General features: G+C 52.1%; 23 protein-coding genes. 6 read left to right on the forward strand and 17 right to left on the reverse strand.

Translation table 11 applies throughout. The annotated features are described in order from the left end of the window. Positions 1–235, reverse strand: a 235-nt coding sequence (locus CUC53_RS11310) for a LysR family transcriptional regulator (protein WP_157798256.1), incomplete at its 3' end; no start/stop codon positions are given. Between the two features lie 101 nt (positions 236–336). On the opposite strand from CUC53_RS11310, the gene CUC53_RS11315 reads away from it, so the two are divergent. Both CUC53_RS11315 and CUC53_RS18880 read left to right on the forward strand, forming a co-directional pair. Beyond that, positions 337–975, forward strand: a complete 639-nt coding sequence (locus tag CUC53_RS11315) for an NAD(P)-dependent oxidoreductase (RefSeq protein ID WP_100294264.1) — start codon at positions 337–339, stop codon at positions 973–975. Between the two features lie 477 nt (positions 976–1,452). Next, entirely contained in the window at positions 1,453–2,334 is an 882-nt protein-coding gene (locus CUC53_RS18880; protein ID WP_157798257.1) for a hypothetical protein, read from the forward strand. Positions 2,335–2,445: 111 nt separating this feature from the next. On the opposite strand, the gene CUC53_RS11320 is transcribed toward CUC53_RS18880, so the two are convergent. The 4 genes from CUC53_RS11320 to CUC53_RS11340 form a co-directional block, all read right to left on the reverse strand. After that, complete coding sequence (locus tag CUC53_RS11320; RefSeq protein ID WP_157798258.1) at positions 2,446–3,192, reverse strand: hypothetical protein; 747 nt, start codon at positions 3,190–3,192, stop codon at positions 2,446–2,448. A gap of 107 nt (positions 3,193–3,299) precedes the next feature. Then, positions 3,300–3,998, reverse strand: coding sequence for a DUF4145 domain-containing protein (locus CUC53_RS19625; RefSeq protein WP_236757912.1), 699 nt, complete (start codon positions 3,996–3,998; stop codon positions 3,300–3,302). Positions 3,999–4,520: 522 nt separating this feature from the next. Then, on the reverse strand, positions 4,521–5,213 hold the full coding sequence (queC, locus tag CUC53_RS11335) for a 7-cyano-7-deazaguanine synthase QueC (protein ID WP_100294267.1): 693 nt from the start codon (positions 5,211–5,213) through the stop codon (positions 4,521–4,523). Positions 5,214–5,233: 20 nt separating this feature from the next. Further along, the gene (locus tag CUC53_RS11340) at positions 5,234–5,893 is read right to left on the reverse strand and encodes a tRNA-uridine aminocarboxypropyltransferase (RefSeq protein ID WP_100294268.1); all 660 of its coding nucleotides are present in this window, start codon (positions 5,891–5,893) and stop codon (positions 5,234–5,236) included. Between CUC53_RS11340 and rrtA the strand changes: the two genes are divergently transcribed. Beyond that, positions 5,844–6,425 (forward strand): rhombosortase, encoded by a 582-nt coding sequence (rrtA, locus tag CUC53_RS11345; protein WP_100294300.1) that lies wholly within the window; start codon positions 5,844–5,846, stop codon positions 6,423–6,425. The genes CUC53_RS11340 and rrtA overlap by 50 nt on opposite strands. Here the strand turns inward: rrtA and pyrF are convergent. The 6 genes from pyrF to cmk form a co-directional block, all read right to left on the reverse strand. Next, entirely contained in the window at positions 6,400–7,101 is a 702-nt protein-coding gene (pyrF, locus tag CUC53_RS11350) for an orotidine-5'-phosphate decarboxylase (RefSeq protein ID WP_100294269.1), read from the reverse strand. The two genes, rrtA and pyrF, sit on opposite strands and share 26 nt — an antisense overlap. Before the next feature lie 18 nt (positions 7,102–7,119). After that, positions 7,120–8,286, reverse strand: coding sequence for a lipopolysaccharide assembly protein LapB (gene lapB / locus CUC53_RS11355; RefSeq protein ID WP_100294270.1), 1,167 nt, complete (start codon positions 8,284–8,286; stop codon positions 7,120–7,122). 9 nt (positions 8,287–8,295) lie between these two features. Beyond that, positions 8,296–8,580 carry a LapA family protein gene (locus CUC53_RS11360; RefSeq protein WP_100294271.1) on the reverse strand — a complete coding sequence of 95 codons (285 nt, stop codon included), beginning with the start codon at positions 8,578–8,580 and terminating at the stop codon, positions 8,296–8,298. A gap of 156 nt (positions 8,581–8,736) precedes the next feature. Next, positions 8,737–9,021, reverse strand: coding sequence for an integration host factor subunit beta (ihfB, locus tag CUC53_RS11365; RefSeq protein WP_005299934.1), 285 nt, complete (start codon positions 9,019–9,021; stop codon positions 8,737–8,739). 93 nt (positions 9,022–9,114) lie between these two features. After that, positions 9,115–10,785: a 30S ribosomal protein S1 gene (gene rpsA, locus CUC53_RS11370; protein WP_100294272.1), complete on the reverse strand. Its 1,671-nt coding sequence runs from the start codon at positions 10,783–10,785 to the stop codon at positions 9,115–9,117. 94 nt (positions 10,786–10,879) lie between these two features. After that, positions 10,880–11,572 carry a (d)CMP kinase gene (cmk, locus tag CUC53_RS11375; RefSeq protein ID WP_100294273.1) on the reverse strand — a complete coding sequence of 231 codons (693 nt, stop codon included), beginning with the start codon at positions 11,570–11,572 and terminating at the stop codon, positions 10,880–10,882. Positions 11,573–11,781: 209 nt separating this feature from the next. Here cmk and ribA point away from each other — a divergent pair, with 209 nt between their 5' ends. The 3 genes from ribA (at position 11,782) to fabA (ending at position 15,294) form a co-directional block, all read left to right on the forward strand. Next, on the forward strand, positions 11,782–12,378 hold the full coding sequence (ribA, locus tag CUC53_RS11380) for a GTP cyclohydrolase II (protein ID WP_100294274.1): 597 nt from the start codon (positions 11,782–11,784) through the stop codon (positions 12,376–12,378). 300 nt (positions 12,379–12,678) lie between these two features. Beyond that, positions 12,679–14,658: a Lon protease family protein gene (locus CUC53_RS11385; protein ID WP_100294275.1), complete on the forward strand. Its 1,980-nt coding sequence runs from the start codon at positions 12,679–12,681 to the stop codon at positions 14,656–14,658. A 75-nt stretch (positions 14,659–14,733) separates the two neighbouring features. Then, entirely contained in the window at positions 14,734–15,294 is a 561-nt protein-coding gene (gene fabA, locus CUC53_RS11390; RefSeq protein ID WP_100294276.1) for a 3-hydroxyacyl-[acyl-carrier-protein] dehydratase FabA, read from the forward strand. Positions 15,295–15,372: 78 nt separating this feature from the next. On the opposite strand, the gene rmf is transcribed toward fabA, so the two are convergent. From rmf to pyrD, 6 genes are all read right to left on the reverse strand, one after another. Next, positions 15,373–15,552: a ribosome modulation factor gene (gene rmf / locus CUC53_RS11395; protein ID WP_201796755.1), complete on the reverse strand. Its 180-nt coding sequence runs from the start codon at positions 15,550–15,552 to the stop codon at positions 15,373–15,375. 157 nt (positions 15,553–15,709) lie between these two features. Further along, a complete protein-coding gene (uup, locus tag CUC53_RS11400; protein WP_100294277.1) occupies positions 15,710–17,623 on the reverse strand; it encodes an ATP-binding cassette ATPase Uup in 1,914 nt (637 codons plus the stop codon). Positions 17,624–17,698: 75 nt separating this feature from the next. Then, positions 17,699–17,926, reverse strand: a complete 228-nt coding sequence (locus tag CUC53_RS11405; RefSeq protein ID WP_100294278.1) for a glutaredoxin family protein — start codon at positions 17,924–17,926, stop codon at positions 17,699–17,701. Beyond that, the gene (rlmKL, locus tag CUC53_RS11410) at positions 17,926–20,133 is read right to left on the reverse strand and encodes a bifunctional 23S rRNA (guanine(2069)-N(7))-methyltransferase RlmK/23S rRNA (guanine(2445)-N(2))-methyltransferase RlmL (protein ID WP_167386739.1); all 2,208 of its coding nucleotides are present in this window, start codon (positions 20,131–20,133) and stop codon (positions 17,926–17,928) included. The genes CUC53_RS11405 and rlmKL overlap by 1 nt, the downstream gene beginning before the upstream one ends. 173 nt (positions 20,134–20,306) lie before the next feature. Continuing rightward, positions 20,307–20,843, reverse strand: a complete 537-nt coding sequence (locus tag CUC53_RS11415; RefSeq protein WP_100294279.1) for a cell division protein ZapC — start codon at positions 20,841–20,843, stop codon at positions 20,307–20,309. Between the two features lie 88 nt (positions 20,844–20,931). Further along, on the reverse strand, positions 20,932–21,942 hold the full coding sequence (gene pyrD, locus CUC53_RS11420; RefSeq protein WP_100294280.1) for a quinone-dependent dihydroorotate dehydrogenase: 1,011 nt from the start codon (positions 21,940–21,942) through the stop codon (positions 20,932–20,934). Between the last annotated feature and the right edge of the window lie 66 nt (positions 21,943–22,008).

Here is a 22,008-nt window from a genome sequence, read left to right on the forward strand (position 1 = left end):
TGTCGCTTAACGTCTGCTGCAGGGCTCGGCACCCCTGCCACACCACTTCCCCCGCTTCGGTCAGGCTCAGGCGGCGGGTGGAGCGATGAAGCAGAGTGAGCCCGAGCTGGCTCTCCAGCTGGCTGACATGCTGGCTGACCGCAGACGGGGTCATGCCGAGGACTTTGGCCGCCCCCGTCATGCTGTCTGCTTCCACCACAGCGGCAAAGATGGCATAACGTCTAAGCTGTTCCATTGTTAAGCTCAACTTACAAGTGAATGCATTTTATAGGTAATTATTAAATCATATCCGACGGCGTAGGATAGCCTCATTGCAACAGTGAAGGAGAATACCCCATGAAAATTGCCCTGATCGGTGCCAGCGGTTTTGTCGGTTCAGCCATCCTCGGTGAGGCCATCAGCCGTGGTCATCAAATCACTGCCATCGTGCGTGACGTGAGCAAAGTGGCCGACCATCCCCAGGTCACGGCGGTCGCCGTCGATGCCCAAGACCCGCAGGCACTGGCCGAAGTGCTCAAGGGACACGATCGGGTGATCAGCGCCTACAACCCCGGCTGGACCAATTCGGATATTTTTAATCAGTACCTCAAAGGGGCGAGCGCCATTGTGGCGGCTGCCAAGGTGACCGATAGCTGGCTGCTAGTGGTGGGCGGTGCTGGTAGCTTGGAAGTGGCTCCCGGCCTGCAACTGGTGGACACCCCCGAGTTTCCAGCCGAGTGGAAACAAGGTGCACTGGCCGCCCGCGATGGCCTGACCGCCCTGCGCCGTGAAACGGCCCTCGACTGGCGTTTTGTCTCTCCCCCCGTGTTCCTTGAGCCGGGTGAGAAGCGCGGGGGCTACCGCCTCGGTGCCGATCAGGTGCTGTTTAGTGGCGAGCAGCCTGCCGGGATCACCGTCAGCGATCTGGCCGATGGCATCGTCAACGAAGCAGAAAAACCGGCGCACCTACGCCAGCGCTTTACCCTGGGGTACTGAGGGCAAGTAGGCTGTTTTATCAGCCTATATTCAGCCCACCATTAGTCCACTAGCGAACAAAAACAGACAAAGGGAGGCATTTGCCTCCCTTTGTCTGTTTTTGTATCCGGCCCATGACCCAAACTAATGCCAACGGGGCTTTTTGTCTCAGCATGCGAAAAATATTTCATACTGGTGGAGGAGGTCTGTTCACGCAAGGCAAACGCATGAGTGAGTGAATTACTACCAATAAAGTCAACACTCACATCTTGTGTCTTAAGAATCAAAACCGTGCATTTAACAACCTGAGTGTGGTTGTTTCATGAACATTTTTATTCGAAGAGCATTCGTGCGTTCGCCCTAGTCGCTAAAGTCAGTTACTGGGGAGGATAACAACATGATATATAAGCAAAAAAATATTCAGCTGCGCCACAGTGGCTATCTTTTTCGCTGGTAGCTGGCGGACTTTACTTGGTGTTGGGGCAAGGTGCCCAAGCCATGCCAAGCAACAGCACAATGGCTGTTTATGGCCGCCAAGTCACATTAGAGGGGCCCCTCACCATCACAACCAATGGCAGTACTATTTCAGTCACTCAATTACCAACAGTGAAAGATCAAGATAATGATGCTCATATCGGCTGGACTTATGTATGGGAAGTCGCTGGATCAGGTAGCGAACAGACCACCAATATTCTGACCACAATCCCCAACTTGACACCGACAGGTGCAATGAGAGGACGTAGTGTTCAACTGAAGGTCAAAGGCTTAACCGAAACCCGTAGCTTCCCCATTGAAACGGCTACATCTGCGGTTGCCGCATCAAATAGCTTCACGATTCCGTACTCAGCCACCAGTACACCACCAACCGACCAGTGGCGCGGGTATAATGATATCGGGGGAACATATACCATGGATGGACGCCCCGTGACGGTAACGGTAGCTCAATATGGGGGAATTAATTACGACGGCTACGGTGGAACTGCCAGTTCGTATTGTGGCACCACTTATCCCAATGCGGTCGGTGGCGTTTGGCTCAATAACTCTGCCGAATTGATAATACGCTTCAGTGTACCCGTGACCAATATCAAAATAGTGGCCTTTGGAATGGACTCGGGAGAAACAGTTAATATCAGCACTAATGCAGCATCAAAAGTCTCTATTTTTGGTACCTTTAACGCTGGCGCTAATTATACTGGATGTAATAGACCAACGTTAAATGGCAACCTCATTACCGCTAATCCAAGTAGCTCTTGGGGATATTTTGCGAGTGTCGGGGGTGTATACTTTACCGAATTAAGAATATACCAAAGCAATAATAGTAGCGGCTATGGTGGTACAGTTTTTAACTTTAATTATGCACATGTTACTGTGTCACCATAATTTATAATTTACCCAGCACCATTATATTTAATTCATGTACAAAACGTTAAAGAGAACAATAAAAATACTGTACATTTTTATTAATATTCAGTAATTAAGCTGAATATTGCTTTATTGCGGCAAATCGATTGCGGCGGCATCAATCCAGCCGGTGGTGATCGTCTTGCCGTGAAATGCCACTTTGTAGCGCGCATATGCAAAACTAAAATCAAGCAGGTGTACCCGATCGCCCTTTATCAGGTAACTCTTACGTGGACTCTCGCTCTCAGCGCTGGCATAAAAAGAGGCTCGTGGCGCACCGACCGTAAAGTCGATATCTGAGCGGCGGCTATTGCAGTCGATAGCGGCAATGTCGAGCGGATCCAAGATTTCAAGACAGAAATAGGCGTAATTCTCCCGCTCGCTGACAAGTGTCAGCGCACCGTCAGTATTGAGCTGATAAGTGCGATCAATATATCTGGGGCCGGATTTCATTGAACTAGCAACCTTGTCTGACATCAGTTCGGGATTGACAAGGTCATGGTGGCTGGCGAGCGAGCAATCGTTACCCACTAATCTCACCAGACGGTAGAAAATATTTACCCCGCCATAACCCGAGCTGACTGGCAGTGTCAGCAGACTAAAACGCGCATAGTCGTAGCGTTGCACCAAGTTGTTGATATCCCCCATACCCTCCTGCTCGACCGTCAGTGTTTGATTGGCACAGCGCAGCGTTATTTTGTTTGCTTGCTGACTCAATTTCACCTGCGGGGTGAGAGAAACCCCATGGCGTGGTTCAAGTGAAATAGCGACCGAGACCGGTTCAAGAGCTTGTGTATGGGGTGAAAATAGCAGCAGTAAAAGCAGATAGACGATCATCATTGGCCTAATAAATAAAGGTAAGGAAACTCAGATATCCCGTGTATTGGCTAGGCAGTGGATTAAATCAGAAAAGTGGGTGTTCAAATATCGGCCTAATTTCCTATCTATAGACGGTTGAGAAGCTGGATGATGAACGTGGCACACGAGGGGCTATAGACCTGCTGGATCAAATAATCCAAGTCCTCATGGAAAATCAACATGCCAGAATGATCCGCTTCATAAAGTGCCAAAAGGCCCGAGCGAATTCCTTTGGTCTCAAGAGTTAACTCCCAATCATGGGCTGCTGCATTCCGTATACGTCTTATGATGTGACACCTGTTCTCTTCTTCCTGATCGATGATGCCAGCAGCAAAAGCATGGTTAATCCGGCCGTTGAAGGTTCGAGGTGGCTTGCTGACCGTGTCCCCCGCAGAGGAAACCCGTAACGCCTCAGCTTCTAGCAGTTCATCGAGCAGAGCGTCGAGAAATGACGCCCAGATAATGATGACGCTACGAAATGACTTCCTCGTATTTTCGAGATTGGTGTAGCTAAGAAACTTCTCCAGCCGCTTTAAGTGGACAGGGACCTCGGCAGGTGGCGAAGGCTCAGGCAACTGTCGCTGTTCTGGGTCCGCAACTTCACCAAACTCGCCGATTCGGCACCTTCTGAAGACTTCTCTCCCGTGTAGCTCCGGATCATCAGGGGCTGCTGTGAAGGGCATCTCTTGTTCAAATGTGTTTGTTCTGACATAGCAGTTAATCGCACTACGCTTCTCGTCAGCCCATTGCGGATCTCTGACCGATAAGATTTCTATCTTGATCATGACATTATTCCTGATAACCGCCCTTAATCTCATATGTTGGGCTTCGCTACGCTTTGCCCTACAAAACCACGTTACCGCACCAGCCCAATCCGCTGTTTTTAACCTGCAAGATCGCAGCAATCGCTTTCATAATGTTCTCCCGAGAAATGGATTTTCGTTTGGATATTCTAATTGCTCGGGAAAATGAATGGGAAGGAACACCTGTCTATAATTTTATATATATCAATATTTTAGACACTAACTATTCGTTCAATGATCAGTTCGTTTGGTTAAAAATGCTCCATCCTGAATACTGGACAAATCTTGTCGCCACTCAGCTCCACGCAAACATTCTTGCGGCCTTTATCGATAAGCTCCATTGCAACGGCTTGCGCACCTTCCTCCTGATGTGTGAGTTACGCCATTCCCCCTTCCTAACCAGAATTAAATTTCAAATTTTTCATGGAATAAAGAATTAGGGCTCAATCTACCGCGATGGATGCAAAATACTAGGTGCAATGCCGAGCATGAGAGCAGCGTTATTTACTGCAAGCCCAGCTTCTTACGCAAGGTCGCTTGTACGCCGCCCTTATCGGCGAGATAACGGGCTAAGCCACGTCCGCGCAGCTCACAGGCAGGGCAAGTGCCACAGCCGTCACCGGCAATGCCGTTGTAGCAGGTCAGGGTATGCTGGCGCACGGTGTCGAGGTGACCATAGTGATCCGCCAGCGCCCAGGTCTCGGCCTTGTCAAGCCACATCAAGGGGGTTGCAAAACGGATGGTGCGATCCAGCCCGAGCGACACTGCCTGATTGAGGGATTTGACGAACTCGTTACGGCAATCGGGATAGCCGGAAAAGTCGGTTTCACATACCCCAGTAATGACCACTTGGGCCCCAACTTGGTAGGCATAGATAGCGGCTAAGGTTAGAAACAGGATGTTGCGGCCCGGCACAAAGGTGTTGGGTAGGCCGTTATCCTGCAACTCACCGCTCACGGGAATATCGTCACGGGTCAAGGCAGAGACTGCCAATTCCCCCAACATGTTGGCATCCATCACCTTGTGGGCGGTCACTCCGAGTTTCTTGGCTAAGTCACGTGCGGTGTCGATCTCTTGGCGATGGCGCTGGCCATAGTCGAAGGTGATGGCGTGCACTTCATCATACTGGGCCAATGCCTGCACCAGACAGGTAGTGCTGTCCTGACCGCCACTGAAAACCACGACTGCTTTGTTCATCTTGCTAACTCCTTGACATGTCACGCGCGACGGCCTTCGGCAAAGTCCTGCCACTGGGTATTTAGCTGCTTAAAGAGGGTGAGCAAGGGGGCATAACGCACAGGGTCTTGCTCCCACTGCGACAGCAAATAATATCCTGTTTCAAGGGTCGATAAGGCGCCAGCAAACGGCGCCTTGCGAATGGCATAACTCCCTTTGATCGGCCCCAAGGTGACCCGAGGTAGCTGAGCCAGCACGGGATGACTGTGCAGCATCCGATACGCTTTGCGCCAAGTGCCGTCGAGGATCATAAACGCCACCGAGGCAGGGTCCGCCACCGCTGTCTGTAGTTGTTGCAGTGGTATCGCCTGTTCATCTGGCCACAGTAAGTAGCAACGGCGTGTGGGGTCAGCGAGTCGGCTATCGAGCCAAGTATCCTGCCCGCACTGTTCGGCGACATGCACCTCACACTGAGTGAGGGACGCAGATAACAGGGCGGCGGTTCCTTTCGGATGCGCCACTTCATTGGGATGTTGCAGAATATAGAGCGGCGCCCTATTCGCCAAGGGGACAATGTATTGACACAGGCACGCTTTGAGGGCTCGGGCACAACGTGTACAGTATCGACTCTTGTTATGGCAGGGCTGTGTTATGTGGTCAGAAAGGTCTGGATTACTCTGGGTTATCACGCTCTCACTCATCTGCTTGTTGCTGTTTTTTACCGTCCAAAATGGTGATCTCGCCTTTGATCGCGGTGAGATTGCTCAAGGTGCAGGGTGGCGGATCATAACAGGCAATTGGGTACACACCAATGTGTGGCATCTGCTGCTCAATCTTGCGGGGCTCACCCTGCTTTATGGTCTTTTTCGCGACTATCTGGGACAGTCCCGACTGCCATTACTGATGCTGCTGCTCGGATCTGCAGTGGGGCTTGGGATCTGGTGGTGGTGCCCGCAAACCCAATGGTATATGGGGCTCTCTGGTGCACTGCACGGTTTGTTGGTCTGGGGCGCAATCCAAGATGTGCATCACCAGCGCAGAATATCAGGGGCCATGATGCTGCTGGGGATAATGGTTAAACTGGCCATGGATTTGTATCAGGCTGGGGACGGCCCGGTTGCCCAGCTCATCGGTGCCCGCGTGCATATCGAATCTCATCTGATCGGGGCGGGAGCAGGCCTGATCCTTGGCCTACTCCCCGTCTCTCTTAGCCGCCCGCAAGCTCCGCATTGATCGCCAGCAGCATCGCCGCAGGATCGGTCGCTTGGGTGATGGGGCGGCCAATCACGAGGTAATCTGAACCGGCTTCAATAGCCGCTCGCGGCGTCATCACTCGGCGCTGATCACCGGCTGCAGACCCAGTGGGGCGGATCCCTGGGGTCACTAATTTAAAATCGCTCCCAAGCTCGCTCTTTAGCACGGACGCTTCATTGGCAGAACAGACCACCCCAGCCAAACCGGCCTTTTTGGCCAGCGTCGCTAAACGGATCACCTGTTCCGCGGGGCTCATATTGAGACCAATGGGAGCCATGTCTGATTGCTCCATGCTGGTCAGCACGGTCACTCCGATCAGCAAAGGCGCCTTGTCACCATAGGGCTGCAGCGCATCGACGGCGGCACGCATCATGCGTTCACCACCGCTGGCATGCACATTGACCATCCAAACGCCAAGTTCGGCACTGGCTGCCACCGCTTTGGCGACGGTATTGGGAATATCGTGAAACTTCAGATCCAAAAAGACATCGAATCCCTTAGCCACTAGTTGGCGCACAAACTGCGGGCCAAACAGGGTAAACATCTCCTTGCCTACCTTGAGACGGCACTGGGCCGGAGAGATACGTTCAACGAACGCTAAGGCGTCTGCCTCGTGCTGATAATCCAGCGCTACCAGTACTTTGGGATCTTGCATCTCACATCCTATTGCTTGTTATTCACCGTCCAGACCACGGATCGGCTTGATGGAACCCCACTGACGACAAGATGGGCATTGCCAGAACAGCGAGTGAGTGGCGAAGCCGCACTGCCGACACTTGTGGGTTGACTTGATTTTGATCTGCTCGCCGACCAGTTGTTGCAGCAATTCGAGGCTCTCCTTGGCAGGCCCCTCCTCCGCACTGGCCAACTGAAAGCCCACCAGCTGGTAAAAGCCTTTCATCGAAGGATGACGACGCAGCTGACGCAGCACCAGTGAACGTGCCTGGCTCAAGCCATCACGCTCTTCAATCAGCTTGGCAAGGGCAAGAGTCACGCTGACGCCGGCGTGATCTTCCACCGCCTTTTCAAGCAGCGGGATCAACGCAGGCGTGCGGCCCAGTTGCTGATAGCACTCGAGCAATTTGGGCATGGCCTCGGACGCAAAGTCGATATCCTGCTCGAATACCCGCAGTAACTCCTTGCTGGCCTGCTCATACTCCCCCGCTGCCATGGCGAGCTCAGCTAACCGCAGACTGGCTCGCGCACACGCAGGATTTACACTCAGGGCACGCTTTAATTTGGCGATCCCCTCTCCTGCATTACCTTCACACAGAGCATGTTCAGCCTGTTCGCAGTAAAAGTGAGAAATAGGCTCAGCTAATTTTTTTCCTTGGAATTTTTGCAGTTTCACCGCGGTATCAATCGCGTTATCCCAATCCCGTAATTGCTGATGAATAACCAGCAATTGAGTCAATGCGGTCTCTGCAAAATCATCGTCTTCGCACAACTCGCGCCAGAGCGTCTCCGCTCTATCAAGTAGGCCTGCAGCAAGGAAATCACGCGCCAGTTCTTGCAAAGCAAGCTGTCGTTGCTCACGGGTCAGCTGGCGAGCGACAAGATTTTGGTGGATTTTTATTGCCCGTTCGACCTCCCCACGCTGGCGAAATAAATTGCCAAGAGAGAGGTGTGTCTCAATAGTCTCGTTATCAACTTCTAGCAGCTGAATAAAAAGGTCTACCGCTTTATCAGACTCATCAGATAGTAGGTAATTCAGTCCTGCCACGTATTGACGAGAAAACTGGTTACTTCTTTCTTGGGTGTCCTGACGAACACTCCTGCGCCCCATATACCAGCCATAGCCAGCCGCAATGGGTAACAACAGGAAAAGCAGTTCAAGCATGGAGGAACATTATTCCTTACCCGAAGTCCGGGTCAGCTCCAACTCACGGGATTGACGACGCATAGTGCGGTTGAGGGTCCGGTTCTGCATTTTCAGGCGTAAAAACAACAGACCAAATACCAACCACCCGACACAAAAGCCACCAGCAAAAAAAAGCCCTAACAATAGGGATAAAGAAAACTCCCCCTGAGCAATCAGGTAATTAAACTGCACTAGCTGGCCATTCTGTGAACCTAACGCTAGGGTCAAAACAAATACCAGCACCAGTGGAATGAGGGCTAAGATACGCTTCATAAAAGCTCCCTGTCAGTATCTAATGAAAGGCTGATTATCCTTAAAATTACAGGCAGACTCTAGAGCGAATAGGAAAAGAGTGTAATAAAGAGGATTAACTATCGGTGTCACCAAGCAAAAACAAAAGCGGCACACCCAAGTATGCCGCCTTACCCACTATTCAATAATATTGACTCGCTCGCGTAGCTCTTTACCGGGCTTAAAATGCGGGACATATTTTCCTGTTAATTCCACTTTATCCCCAGTTTTGGGATTGCGGCCCACTCGAGGGGCGCGGTAATGCAGCGAAAAACTGCCAAATCCGCGAATTTCAATCCGATCGCCGTTTTGCAAGGTCGACGCCATCTGCTCAAGGATTTCCTTGATGGCTGCTTCAACATCCTTGGCCGGCATATGCATGCGGCTGGCTGCCAATTGTTCGATGAGATCTGATTTGGTCATAACGTTAAATCTCCTTCCCCGATCACATGCAATATTCGTTTACGCCAAGATAAAAAAGGGCGGCGTGATGCCGCCCTTTTTTTGCATTAAGGATTACTCACCCTTAGCGGCTTTGAACGCTTCTGCCATGGCATTGCTAAACACAACTTCTTCTTGTTGGTTCAGACTATCGATAGCAACACGCTCATCAGCTTCGTCCTTAGCACGGACAGACAAGCTTACAGTGCGGTTCTTACGATCAACGCCCATGAACTTAGCTTCAACTTCGTCACCAACAGCTAGTACCAGTGTCGCATCTTCTACACGATCACGAGCAGCATCAGAGGCACGCAGGTAGCCTTCTACGCCGTCAGCCAGTTCGATAACGGCACCTTTGGCATCAACCTCGGTAACCTTACCCTTCACGATAGCACCTTTCTTGTTGTCAGCCAGGTACTTGTTGAATGGGTCTTCTTCGATCTGCTTGACACCCAAGGAGATGCGCTCACGCTCAGGATCCACTTGCAGAACAACGGCTTCAATCTCGTCGCCTTTCTTGAATTCACGCACGGCTTCTTCGCCCTGGTTGTTCCAGGAGATGTCAGACAGGTGAACCAGGCCGTCGATGCCGCCATCCAGACCAATGAAGATACCGAAGTCAGTGATGGACTTGATCTTGCCTGAAACACGGTCGCCCTTGGCGTGAGTTTCGGCAAACAGCTGCCATGGGTTAGATTTGCACTGCTTGAGGCCCAAGGAAATACGACGACGTTCCTCATCGATGTCCAGAACCATCACATCAACCACATCACCAACGTTGACGACCTTGGATGGGTGGATGTTTTTGTTGGTCCAATCCATTTCGGATACATGTACCAGACCCTCAACACCCTCTTCGATTTCAACGAAGCAGCCGTAGTCAGTCAAGTTAGTTACGCGACCAGAAAGGCGAGCCGTCTCTGGGTAACGCTTAGCAATAGCAACCCAAGGATCTTCGCCCAGCTGCTTCAGCCCCAAGGAGACGCGGGTACGCTCACGGTCGAACTTCAGAACCTTGACCGCGATTTCGTCGCCAACATTGACGATTTCGGAAGGATGCTTAACACGCTTCCACGCCATGTCGGTGATGTGCAGCAGACCGTCAACACCACCCAGATCTACGAATGCACCGTAGTCGGTCAAGTTCTTGACGATACCCTTAACTTCTTGACCTTCTTGCAGGTTAGCCAGCAGGCTTTCACGCTCAGAGGTATTCTCGGTCTCAATCACTGCACGACGAGAAACAACAACGTTGTTGCGCTTCTGGTCCAGCTTGATGACTTTGAACTCGAGTTCTTTGTTTTCCAGGTGAGCGGTGTCACGGATCGGACGCACGTCAACCAGAGAACCCGGCAGGAAGGCACGGATGCCGTTCAGTTCAACAGTGAAACCACCCTTGACCTTGCCGTTGATGATACCGATAACGGTAGCTTGCTCTTCGTAAGCCTTCTCAAGCTGCAGCCAAGCTTCGTGGCGCTTAGCTTTTTCGCGGGACAGCTTGGTTTCGCCGAAACCATCTTCGATAGAATCCAGAGCTACATCAACGGAGTCACCAACATTGATTTCGAGCTCGCCAAGGGCGTTTTTAAACTCTTCAGCAGGGATAGCTGACTCAGATTTCAGACCGGCATCAACCAGTACAAAACCATTCTCGATAGCAACGACAGTGCCCTTGACGATGGAACCTTGACGGGTTTCAACAGCATTTAAGGACTCTTCAAAGAGTTGAGCAAAAGATTCGATCATTGTTTATGTCACAAATGAAACATCCACTTGCAATCCAGCACAAGCGGGGCTGTTTTTAATTATCCACCCCATCCATGGGGCAGACGACCAGATATCAACTTGCGCTGATATCCCCAAGTTGTTGCTCCGCGTAGACAAGTACAGCAGCCAATACATCATCTATTGACATGGTCGTAGAGTCTACAACTAGAGCATCTTCTGCGGCTTTCAAAGGGGCAACGAGACGATTTCTATCGCGGTCATCGCGCTCTTGAATTTCGGCTAAAAGACACTCAAATTTAGCATCAAAGCCCTTATCTTGCAACTGCTTATAGCGGCGCTGAGCCCTCTCCTCGGCACTGGCATCAAGGAATATTTTGACGTTCGCATCAGGGAATACCACCGTCCCCATATCGCGACCATCGGCAATTAAACCTGGGCCATTCCTGAATGCTCGCTGACGACGCAATAAAGCTTCTCGTACTCGCGGGAAAGCCGCTATTTTACTCGCTGCATTTCCAACTTGCTCGGTACGAATGGTACGGGACACATCCTCACCTTCTAAAATGACTTTTGCTTGGTGCCCATCAATCTGAAATCGCACATCTAGATTAGCGGCCAATGGGACTAAGGCAGACTCAGAATCAATATCAACGTCGTGATGTAAGGCCGCAAGTGATAACACTCGGTAGATGGCACCAGAATCGAGCAAATGCCAACCCAATTTTGCGGCCAACAACTGACATAAAGTGCCCTTGCCAGCACCACTGGGACCGTCAATCGTAATCACGGGGGCCACATTCGACATAACATTCCTCCTGCTGTAGGTTGCTCCCATTTTTGAACATGGGTACATAGGCGCCGATTATACCCGAATGTGGTGGCGCTGGCAGTCATTGTGCTTGGCCTTTACCTGCTCACCTCTTCTTATGGTGATGACACCACAAACAAGCTAGACTACGTGCTCTTTTTTGAACCGCCATGGTTTGAGTGCCTGAAGTTAAGGAGCATCTATTCATGAGTAGCGTCAGCCTGATCGCTAGATCCAAATTACCTACCCCGTGGGGAACATTTACCCTGATCGGCTTTCAAGAACACGGTTCAGACAAAGATCATGCTGCTTTAGTGATGGGCGATATCACTGGTTCAGAGCCAGTGTTGAGCCGAATTCACTCGGAATGTTTAACGGGTGATGCGCTGTTTAGCTTACGTTGTGATTGTGGTTTTCAGTTACAGGCCGCACTGGAAAAAATCGCCAAAGTAGGGCGAGGGGTCTTACTATATGTGCGCCAAGAAGGTCGGGGCATCGGTCTACTCAATAAGATCCGCGCTTATCATCTGCAAGATCTCGGTGCAGATACCGTAGAAGCCAACGTCGCATTGGGCTTTGCCGCTGATATGCGCGATTACACTATCTGTGCAGACATGCTTAAACTGCTGGAGGTCGGCTCTCTGCGTCTCATGACCAACAATCCACGCAAAGTTAAAGCCATGGAACATTTTGGTCTGACTATTACCGAGCGAGTGCCACTGCAAGAAGGAAAGAATCCCCACAATGCGTTCTATCTTTCCACAAAAGCAGACAAACTCGACCATATGTTAAAAAATGACTAAGTAGAGCGGTGTATTGGATGCAACTAGTGCACCCTCTCACTCTCCCTACCTACTCGCTGGATTTTACTTCATGTTTGCGCCGTTGAATGGTCATCACAACACCGTGGAGGCCTATTCGGTTAGCATGGCTGTCGTCAGCTAGACGACATCTCCTCTCTCACTAGCGTTATTGCGTCAACGGCGCAAACCTGGCGATACACTGGCCTATTTGGCTCATATCGCCCAAGACGTTTCCTATCACCACTTTTTGAACTGTGTATAATGGCGATCATTGATCCCCTCTTTGACCGGATATCTTAAGTGGCTGAATTAAAAACAGAACAATTAAAACCTGCCTTTACGATTGAACAGTTCTCTATGCTAAGCGAGCTGGAGCCGATCCCTTTTGCGGCTCTCCAACCGAGGGCGATTTCTGCAGTTAAACGACTAGCCAGCTTTGATGGCGATTGCCCCGTGATGCTGCTCAATGGTTTTCCTGGCGTCGATTACGAGGATGTGTGCCGTATCCTGATTGCAGACTCTAACGGCAAAGATAGCGATCTGTTCGACCTTTGCTACACCGAGAATCTCAACAATCCATTCAAACCCATTTGGCTACGATTGCAACCTGGCACAGGGGTTGAATTTTGCGAGATGGTTGGCGAATTACACAAGCTGATGAGCCACCACCTTGATGCCGAACGTCTGGTCACTCGGATTATGCGCAAGCAAAATGGCGATCCCAAAATCGATGATTTTCTCTCCGACCTAGCCGCCCACGTCGCACTCGGTCTGGAATTTCAACATCCTGTGCTGATTAATTTGCTCATTCATCACCAAGAGCAACAAGCGCCAGTTATTTATGGTAGAGACCTTAACTGGGATACCCTGTTTGGCTCCATTAACTATCAAACAGAACAGGGCTCTGTGTACGCAAACCAGCATCTATTGGAGCCTGGCCTGCTGCGCCAGGCCAATGGCGGTTATCTGATCCTGCAGCTCGATGAGCTGCTTGATCAGCCTCATCTCTGGTTCAAGCTTAAAAACGCCATGCAAAAAGGCGAGCTGGACTGGAATGCTTATCAAGAAGGCAAAACGCTCACGCCCTTTTTTACCCCAGAGGCGACCCCCATCAAGCTCAAGCTGATTTTGGTGGGTGACAGGCTAGATGTGGCCGAATTCCAGATGTTGGATCGCGATATGTCTGAGCGGATCTTCCTGCGTGCCGATCTCGTCTCTGAAGTGAACATCGAGGACGATCTCACCGCATTCTTGCAATACTTAGCATGGTTACGCCAGCGCTGGAACCTGCTCGACTTTACCCCTGCAGCCCTCGCCGCTATCTGCCGCCATGCCAGCCGCCTATGCGATCACCAAGAGTGGCTCTCCCTCTCCGAAGTTCAACTCTCCGCTATCATGCGAATGGCAGATAGCCTAGCTCGCGAGCTGGAGGCCAACGTGGTCACCGATGAACACATCCGTGGCGCCTTGGAAGAGCAGGATTACCGCCTTAATTATCTGGTTGAACAGTCAGATCAGGGGGTCATTGACGGTCAGATTTTGCTCCAAACAGATGGTGAAGAGATGGGTCAAATCAACGGCCTCTCGGTCATTCAGGTGTCCGGTCACCCTTATGATTTTGGCGAACCGGTACGTCTCACCGCCACCGTGCATTTGGGTGATGGTGATGTTGCTGATATTGAGCGTAAAGCCGAGCTTGCTGGTCATATCCATGCCAAGGCGATGATGATTATTCACGGCTATCTCTCCAACAAGTTTGGCGCTGAAAACCCCTCCCCCCTTTCCGCTAATTTGGTGTTTGAGCAGTCCTATCACGAGATCGATGGTGATAGCGCCTCTTTAACCGGTTTATGCGCCCTGCTCTCAGCCCTCGCCCGCCAGCCTATTTATCAGCACTTTGCGGTAACAGGGGCGGTGGATCAGTTTGGCAACGTACAAGCCGTTGGTGGGGTAAACGAAAAGATTGAAGGCTTCTTTCGAGTATGTGAGATCCATGGTCTGACTGGTAAGCAGGGGGTATTGCTGCCAGGTACCAATGCCCAACAATTGAATCTCTCGGATGAGGTGATCGCCGCCGTAGAAGCGGGTTTATTCCATATCCATCCGGTTAACCATGTCGAAGAGGCCATCGAGCTACTGACAGGCTGCATCGCCGGTGAACCAGACATGCCCAATACCCTGTTTGGCCGTATTCAAGAAAGACTCGATGAATTAAACGGAACTAGGGCCAAAATGGGGCTCTTTCGCAGCATATTCGAGCGTCTTCTTGGCAGAGAATAAAGTGATCGGAGTTGTTTAGCGAACACTTGTACGCTAAATTGTCGCAGCTTTGACTCATTTTGAAGGAAACTCAGTGTGACCGTAGACAATCCAACCATGGAAGCCAGCCTCTCTCTGTGCGAACAGGGCAAGCACGCTTTTACCCGAGAAGAGTTACTGGCGTGTAGCCGTGGTGAACTGTTTGGTGAGGGTAACAGTCAACTGCCTGCCCCCAACATGTTGATGATGGATCGCATCGTCAAGATTAATGACGATGGTGGGGAACACGGTAAGGGCGAGATCCTAGCAGAACTCGACATCACCCCCGATCTCTGGTTCTTCGATTGTCACTTTCCTGGCGATCCTGTGATGCCTGGTTGCCTTGGTTTGGATGCCATGTGGCAGCTGGTTGGTTTCTTTCTCGGTTGGAAAGGTGGCCCAGGTAAAGGCCGTGCGCTAGGCGTGGGTGAGGTAAAATTCACCGGCCAGATCCTACCGACTGCCAAGAAAGTGACCTACAAGATCACCTTCAAACGAGTCATCAATCGCAAGTTAGTGATGGGGATCGCCGACGGAGTGGTCGAAGTTGATGGCCGTCCGATCTACTGCGCGACCGACCTAAAAGTGGGCTTGTTTAAAGACACCACTGCATTCTGATTGAACTCATCGGGATCGCAGTAACGCAAAGGGGCCATTTCATGGCCCCTTTCCTTTTGTAATAAGTGATGAAGTACGCTACTTCATGAAGAGGCCTGAGCCCCGCCCTTCCATGGCTTCTCGCCAACCTCCAAGCCAATGCCCGCGAGCATCCAAGCTTTCATATGGACATGCTTCTTTCTGTTTGCCGACCACGCCAGCCTGATAACCACGAGCACGAGCTCTTTCCAGACGGTCCCGCTTCTGTCTCTTCATCATTTCTGACCCTCTTCGTGGAACAAAAAAGCGACCAAATTTTCACCGGTCGCTTTCATCTTTACTCCTGCCACGAGGCAGGGTCAAACAAAAATTTCTATCATTCAGCCCCTCTGTGACATAAGACACTGAACTCAATTAAATTTCAGTGACAGGAAACTTATTCCTGATTTTTGAGTCCCTCCAGCTCTTCCCAACGGGCAAATGCCACTTCCAATGCCACTTCAGCTGCACTCAATGCTGCTAATTTGGACTGGGTCTGCTCACTAGATAGGGAAAAGAAGCCGGGCTGATTGATCTCAGCTTGCAGGGCATCAAGTTCCGCTTCTAGCTGCTCAAGACGAGCAGGCAAGTTATCTAGTTCTAACTGCAACTTATAGGAGAGCTTCTTACCCTTCTTCGACACCTCGTTGGCCACCGCCACTGGCGGCTCGGGGACCTTCAGCGGTGCACTCTTGGCCTGCTGCTGGGCATTCTGCTGCTCGCGCGTTGCCATCATATCGGCATAGCCACCTACGTAGTCGCTGATGCGACCATCCCCCTCAAACAGCCAGCAGCCGGTCACCGTGTTGTCGATAAAGCGACGATCGTGACTGACCAGCAACAGGGTGCCGGGGTAGTCGGCGAGCAGCTCTTCCAGCAGCTCTAGGGTCTCTACATCGAGATCGTTGGTCGGTTCATCGAGGATCAGCAGATTGCTGGGCTTGAGGAACAGTTTGGCCAACAGCAGCCGGTTTTTCTCACCGCCAGAGAGCGCCTTGACCGGCGTACGGGCCCGCTTGGGCTCGAACAAGAAGTCCTGCAGGTAACCGAGGATATGACGGGAACGACCACGGACCATCACCTCCTGCTTGCCCTCCCCCACGTTGTCCACTACGGTCTGCTCGGGATCGAGCTGCTCGCGGTACTGATCAAAGTAGGCCACCTCCAAATTGGTGCCCCCCTTGACGGTGCCACGAGTCGGCTCAAGCTGACCGAGCAAGAGCTTGATCAGGGTCGATTTGCCACAACCATTAGGGCCGACCAGCGCAATCTTGTCGCCACGCAGCACCTGCAGATCAAGTCCATCGAACAGGGTGCGATCCGCAAAATCGAGTCCCAGCTCTTGTGCTTCGAACACCAGCTTGCCAGACCGATTCACCTCATCGAGTTGCAACTTGGCTTTACCTTGCAGTTCACGGCGCTGAGTCCGCTCCATCCGCATCGCCTTAAGTGCTCGTACCCGTCCCTCGTTACGAGTACGGCGGGCCTTGATGCCCTGACGCACCCACACCTCTTCCTGCGCCAGTTTGCGGTCGAACTCGGCATTTTTCAGCTCTTCAACCCGCAGCCACTCCTCTTTCCCCTGCAGGTACTCGTCGTAGTTGCCCGGCCACGAGGTGATTTCACCGCGATCGAGATCAATGATCCGCGTCGCTAGCTTGTGGATAAACTCTCGGTCGTGAGAGATAAAGACGATGGCACCGCGAAAATCCTTAAGGAACTCTTCCAACCAGTGGATGGCGTCAATATCGAGATGGTTAGTCGGCTCGTCCAGCAGCAGCAAATCTGGGTCGCAGGCTAGTGCACGGGCCAGCGCCACTTTGCGCAGCCAGCCGCCGGAGAGGCTGTCGAGGGTCACGTCGGGATCCAGCCCCAGCAGGGTCAATACCTGACTAATGCGGGTCTCGAACTGCCAGCCGTTCTGATAGTCGAGCTGCTCTTGCAGCTCGCTCATCTTGCGGATGTTGGCATCTGACGGATCGCTCGCCAGCTCCATGGATATGTGGTGGTACTGCTTGAGCAGCTCACCCACCCCCGCCAGCCCTTCGGCAGCATAGTCAAATACCGTCAGTTCGCTGGAAGCTGGCGGATCCTGCTCAAGGCGGGTCACTTTCAAATCTTGCTGCAGCACCAGACGCCCGTCGTCCAGCGGCAATTCGCTGGCAATGACCTTCATCAGGGTAGACTTGCCCGCTCCGTTACGGCCAACCAGACAGAGGCGCTCGCCCCGCTCGATGGTCAGTTCTGCATTGTCGAGCAGCGGGAAATCACTGAACGACAGATAGGCGCCGTGCAATGTTAAAAGAGCCATGTTCGTTCCTTATCTCAATATGAAAAAACGGGCAACAGACTGGGTCTGTTCCCGTTTTTAGCGCTAAATCTTAACTCAATCGTGAGCCAGCCATCCCTGCAACTCGGACAACGTAAAGGGCCAGCCCAGCTCACGCCCCGCCTCATCGCGCAGTACCGGAATCCGCACCCGATAGGCCGCTAGCCACTGCTCATCCTCCATGATGTCACACTGGCGGGTGGTAGCGGCAAGCCCCGCCTGCACCACCAGCGCCCAGGCCTGCTCGCACAGGTGGCAGCCATCGGTGTGAAACAGGGTCAGCATCAGGCGTTGGCCTCACTAGCGGCATGGGTGATGATCCAGCAGTTGTGGATATGCGGGTTGCGCTCAAAATCCTTCGGCCGTGTCTTCTGGGTGATGTTCTGGGCCTTGAGACCGGTGGCCTCCAGCCCCGCTAAATCCATCTTGAAGTGACGCTTATTGTTGGAGAAGACCAAGGTGCCATCCGCGGCTAGCAAGCGCTTTAAGTGCTGCATCAGCAACAGGTGGTCGCGCTGCACGTCGAAGCTCTCGTCCATCCGCTTGGAGTTCGAGAAAGTAGGCGGATCGATAAAGATGAGATCGTACTGCTCATCCGCTTCAGACAACCACTTCAAGCAGTCGGCCTGGACAAACTGGTGCTGACGGCCCACCAGCGAATTGAGACGCATGTTGTCCTGCGCCCAGTTCAGGTAGGTGTGGGACATGTCAACCGTGGTGGTCTCGCTGGCACCGCCAAGACCTGCGTGCACGGTAGCACTGCCGGTATAGGCGAACAGGTTCAGGAAGCGCTTGCCCTTGGCCATCTGACCCAGCATCCGGCGAGTCTGACGGTGGTCGAGGAACAGACCGGTATCCAGATAGTCGTAGAGGTTGACCCACAGACGGGCGCCATACTCTTGCACTTCCATCCGGTGCTGCTCTTCGGAGAGCTTCTGGTACTGCTGCTTACCCTCCTGACGCTCACGCACTTTGAGGATCACCTTCTCACCATCCATGCCGGTCACCTTGATAGCGGCCTGTACCATGTCAAGCAGACGCTGGCGAGTCTTCTGAGCCGGAATGTCCTTGGGCGCGGCGTACTCTTGCACCACTAGATAGTCCTGATAACGGTCGATGGCGGCGTTGTATTCCGGCAAGTCGGCATCATAGAGGCGATAGCAATCAATACCCTCTTTGTTGGCCCACTTCTCGAGGGTTTTCAGATTCTTGCGCAGACGGTTGGCAAAGTCCTGCGCCACCTCTTTTTGCGAAGCCACCGAGTCAAGAGCAATCTGGTAGTTGCGCAGTTGACACTCAAGGGCCCCGTTGAACAGGCGGTATTGCTTGTCGGCACGCAGGCGCAGGCAGCTCAGCAGCTCAGGGGAGGCAGAAAGAATGGAAACTTTCCAGCCCTGAAAACTGCGACGCAGGGCATCGCCGAGGGCCTGATGCACTTCCAGCAGGGCCGGGAACTCGCCAAGGCGCTCGCCGTAGGGCGGGTTGGATATCAGCATCCCGATCTGCCGTGCGCTTTGTGGCACGTCCTGCTGTGCCTCGGCGTCCAGCGCTGGCATCGGCATCGGCAGCGGGTTTGCCAGCGCCGTCACATCGGCTTGCTTGAAAGTGATGAGGTGAGCCACACCGGCCGCTTTGGCATTGTCACGGGCTTTGAGCAGCACTCGGCTGTCAGCATCACAACCAAACAGCTTCACGTCGCAGCGCTGCATGCCGCGTTTGGCGCGCACTTGCGCCTCCATCAGCAGGCTCTGCCACAGCTCGCTATCGTGCTGCAGCCAGCGATCGAAACCGAAGCGCTCGCGGCGCAAGGCCGGTGCCATGTCGGCAGCGATAAAGGCTGCTTCAATCAGCAAAGTACCGGAGCCGCACATGGGGTCCATCATCGGCTCGCCAGCCCAGCCGCTACGGGCAATCATGGCCACCGCCAAGTTCTCTTTAAGCGGGGCTTCACCAGTGCCCTGACGATAGAAGCGCTGGTGCAGTGCAGGGCCTGACAAGTCCAGCGTGATATTGGCCTTGCCCTTGCCCAGATGGGCCATGATCCGGATATCCGGCGACTTCTTATCCACGTCAGGACGCACATGACCACGCTTGGTGAAGCGGTCGACAATGGCATCCTTGATCTTCAGCGCACCATATTGGGTATTACGAATGGCGGGGTTGGTGCCAGTGAAATCCACCGCTATGGTCGAAGTACCTGAGAAGTGCTCTTCCCAGGGGATGGTATGGGCACCCAAATAGAGATCCAGATCGTCATTCATCTGGAATTCAGACAGCACCAGCACGATGCGTGATGCTAGGCGGCTCCACAGACAGGCCTTATAGCCAACCGCCAGTTCACCTTTGAAATGAACGCCAGCCACCGTCTCACGGACCTGCTCAGCGCCTAGTTTAGTCAGCTCGTCGGCCAACAGGTTTTCCAGCCCTTTGGGGCAGGTTGCAAAGAATTCTTTCATCACGCTCACGGGGCAGCCATAAAAATAGTGGCGCATTATACCTCATCGGCAGAGGGGGAGCATGTACTAAGTCAGCAAAGGCAAGTGGTCGAACAAACGAGAGCTAATCTGCGATAAGGGGTAGTGAGGCGGTATGATAACGAGCCGGCGACTGGTGATAATGCAGGTGGCAATGATGTCAACTCAAACGGGGCACGACATTAGGTTAATTAGCTGACTTGGCGCAAGAATTTGTTGCTGGGCAGCCGCGCCTGCATACGATTATTCATCACTTTGATAACCCCAAAACAGGGTAAGGTCTTACTGGTGGTCAGAATCAGGGAGGCGCCGACATTCATACAAACGCTAGCTTGAGCACCAGCCTCAATCACCATGAACTCCCCTGAGCTATGAGACGTTGTCATCACCACTAATTCGCCAACCGATGGTGTAAATTGGCCAAGCTGTTCATTAAAAAACCAGCTTTGTGGCATTAACGGTTTATAAAATCGACTGACCGCAATGGCATTAAGCACTAATTGTACTTGCTGTGGCACCGTTAACATTAACTCGGGCAATTGATCAAAAAGTTGATAATAAAGGGCGGTGTCATCGACACTAAACGCTTGCAAGCTAAATGCACTTGGTATCAATTGCCGCCCTTTATATTCGGTGGCAAATAGCATGTTATCCGATAGCTCCAACATAAGCCGATCAGTTTGACCATCGTAGTACCACTGCCAGCAATCTGTTGGTTGAATAAACATGTCGGAGCCCTTATTTGAATAATCTTATTTGACTTTATTGTATGTTGCTAAAATCAGCAACGTCAAATAAAAGGCCCCGAACCATGTTTTATATATTGCTGACGATCTCTTTCACCAATTTAGGCCCTTTATAAATAAAGCCGCTATAAATTTGCACCAAACTAGCCCCAGCCGCTAATTTCTCCCGAGCCGCCATGGCGCTATCAATACCACCCACCCCGATGATGGGTAACGCACCTTGTAAGGCTTGGGCGAGCCGGCGGATAAGTTCCGTACTCTTATGCTGCAAAGGACGCCCACTGAGCCCCCCCGCCTCCCCCGCATGGGGCAGGTCATAAATCATCTCCCGTTCCAGCGTGGTGTTGGTGGCGATAACCCCATCGATCTTATTTTTGATCAACGATGCTGCCACTTGATTAATTTCATCAAAGCTAAGATCTGGCGCAATTTTAACTGCCAGAGGAACGTATTTATTATATTTGGCGGCGAGCTCTTGCTGGCGAAGCTTAAGGGCTGCCAGCAATTCATCGAGTGCTTCACCATATTGCAGTTGACGTAACCCTGGCGTGTTGGGAGAAGAGATATTCACGGCGATATAACCGGCATGATCATAAACTTTGTCCATGCAGATCAGATAATCGTCTTTACCCTGCTCGATCGGCGTATCTTTGTTTTTGCCGATATTAATGCCAATCACCCCTTGATATTTTGCTGCTTTCACTCGCTCAATCAGGTGATCCACCCCCTTGTTGTTAAACCCCATCCGGTTGATGATCCCTTCCGCCGGAATAACCCGAAATAAGCGCGGTTTATCATTGCCACTTTGTGGTTTAGGGGTCACGGTGCCCACTTCAAGAAAGCCAAAGCCCATCGCACCCAGCGCATCGATACACTCCCCATCCTTATCCAAGCCAGCCGCCAAGCCAACAGGATTAGCAAACGAGAGGCCCATGACCGTCACGGGACGAGCAGGAAGGTGCTGGCGGAAAAAATACTCAAGAGGGGTACCGAGCAGACGCGGCAAGTATTTCATCGAAAGATCATGTGCCTGCTCAGGATCGAGTTTGAACAGGAAATGCCTAGCGAGGGGGTACAGCATAGTTGCTCCTTAAAAAAGCCTTGGCTCCAGGCCAAGGCTTTTGCGGTAATGCCTTTAACGTGATGA

It is taken from the genome of Aeromonas cavernicola (genome assembly GCF_002795305.1).
Taxonomy (GTDB): Bacteria; Pseudomonadota; Gammaproteobacteria; order Enterobacterales; family Aeromonadaceae; genus Aeromonas; species Aeromonas cavernicola.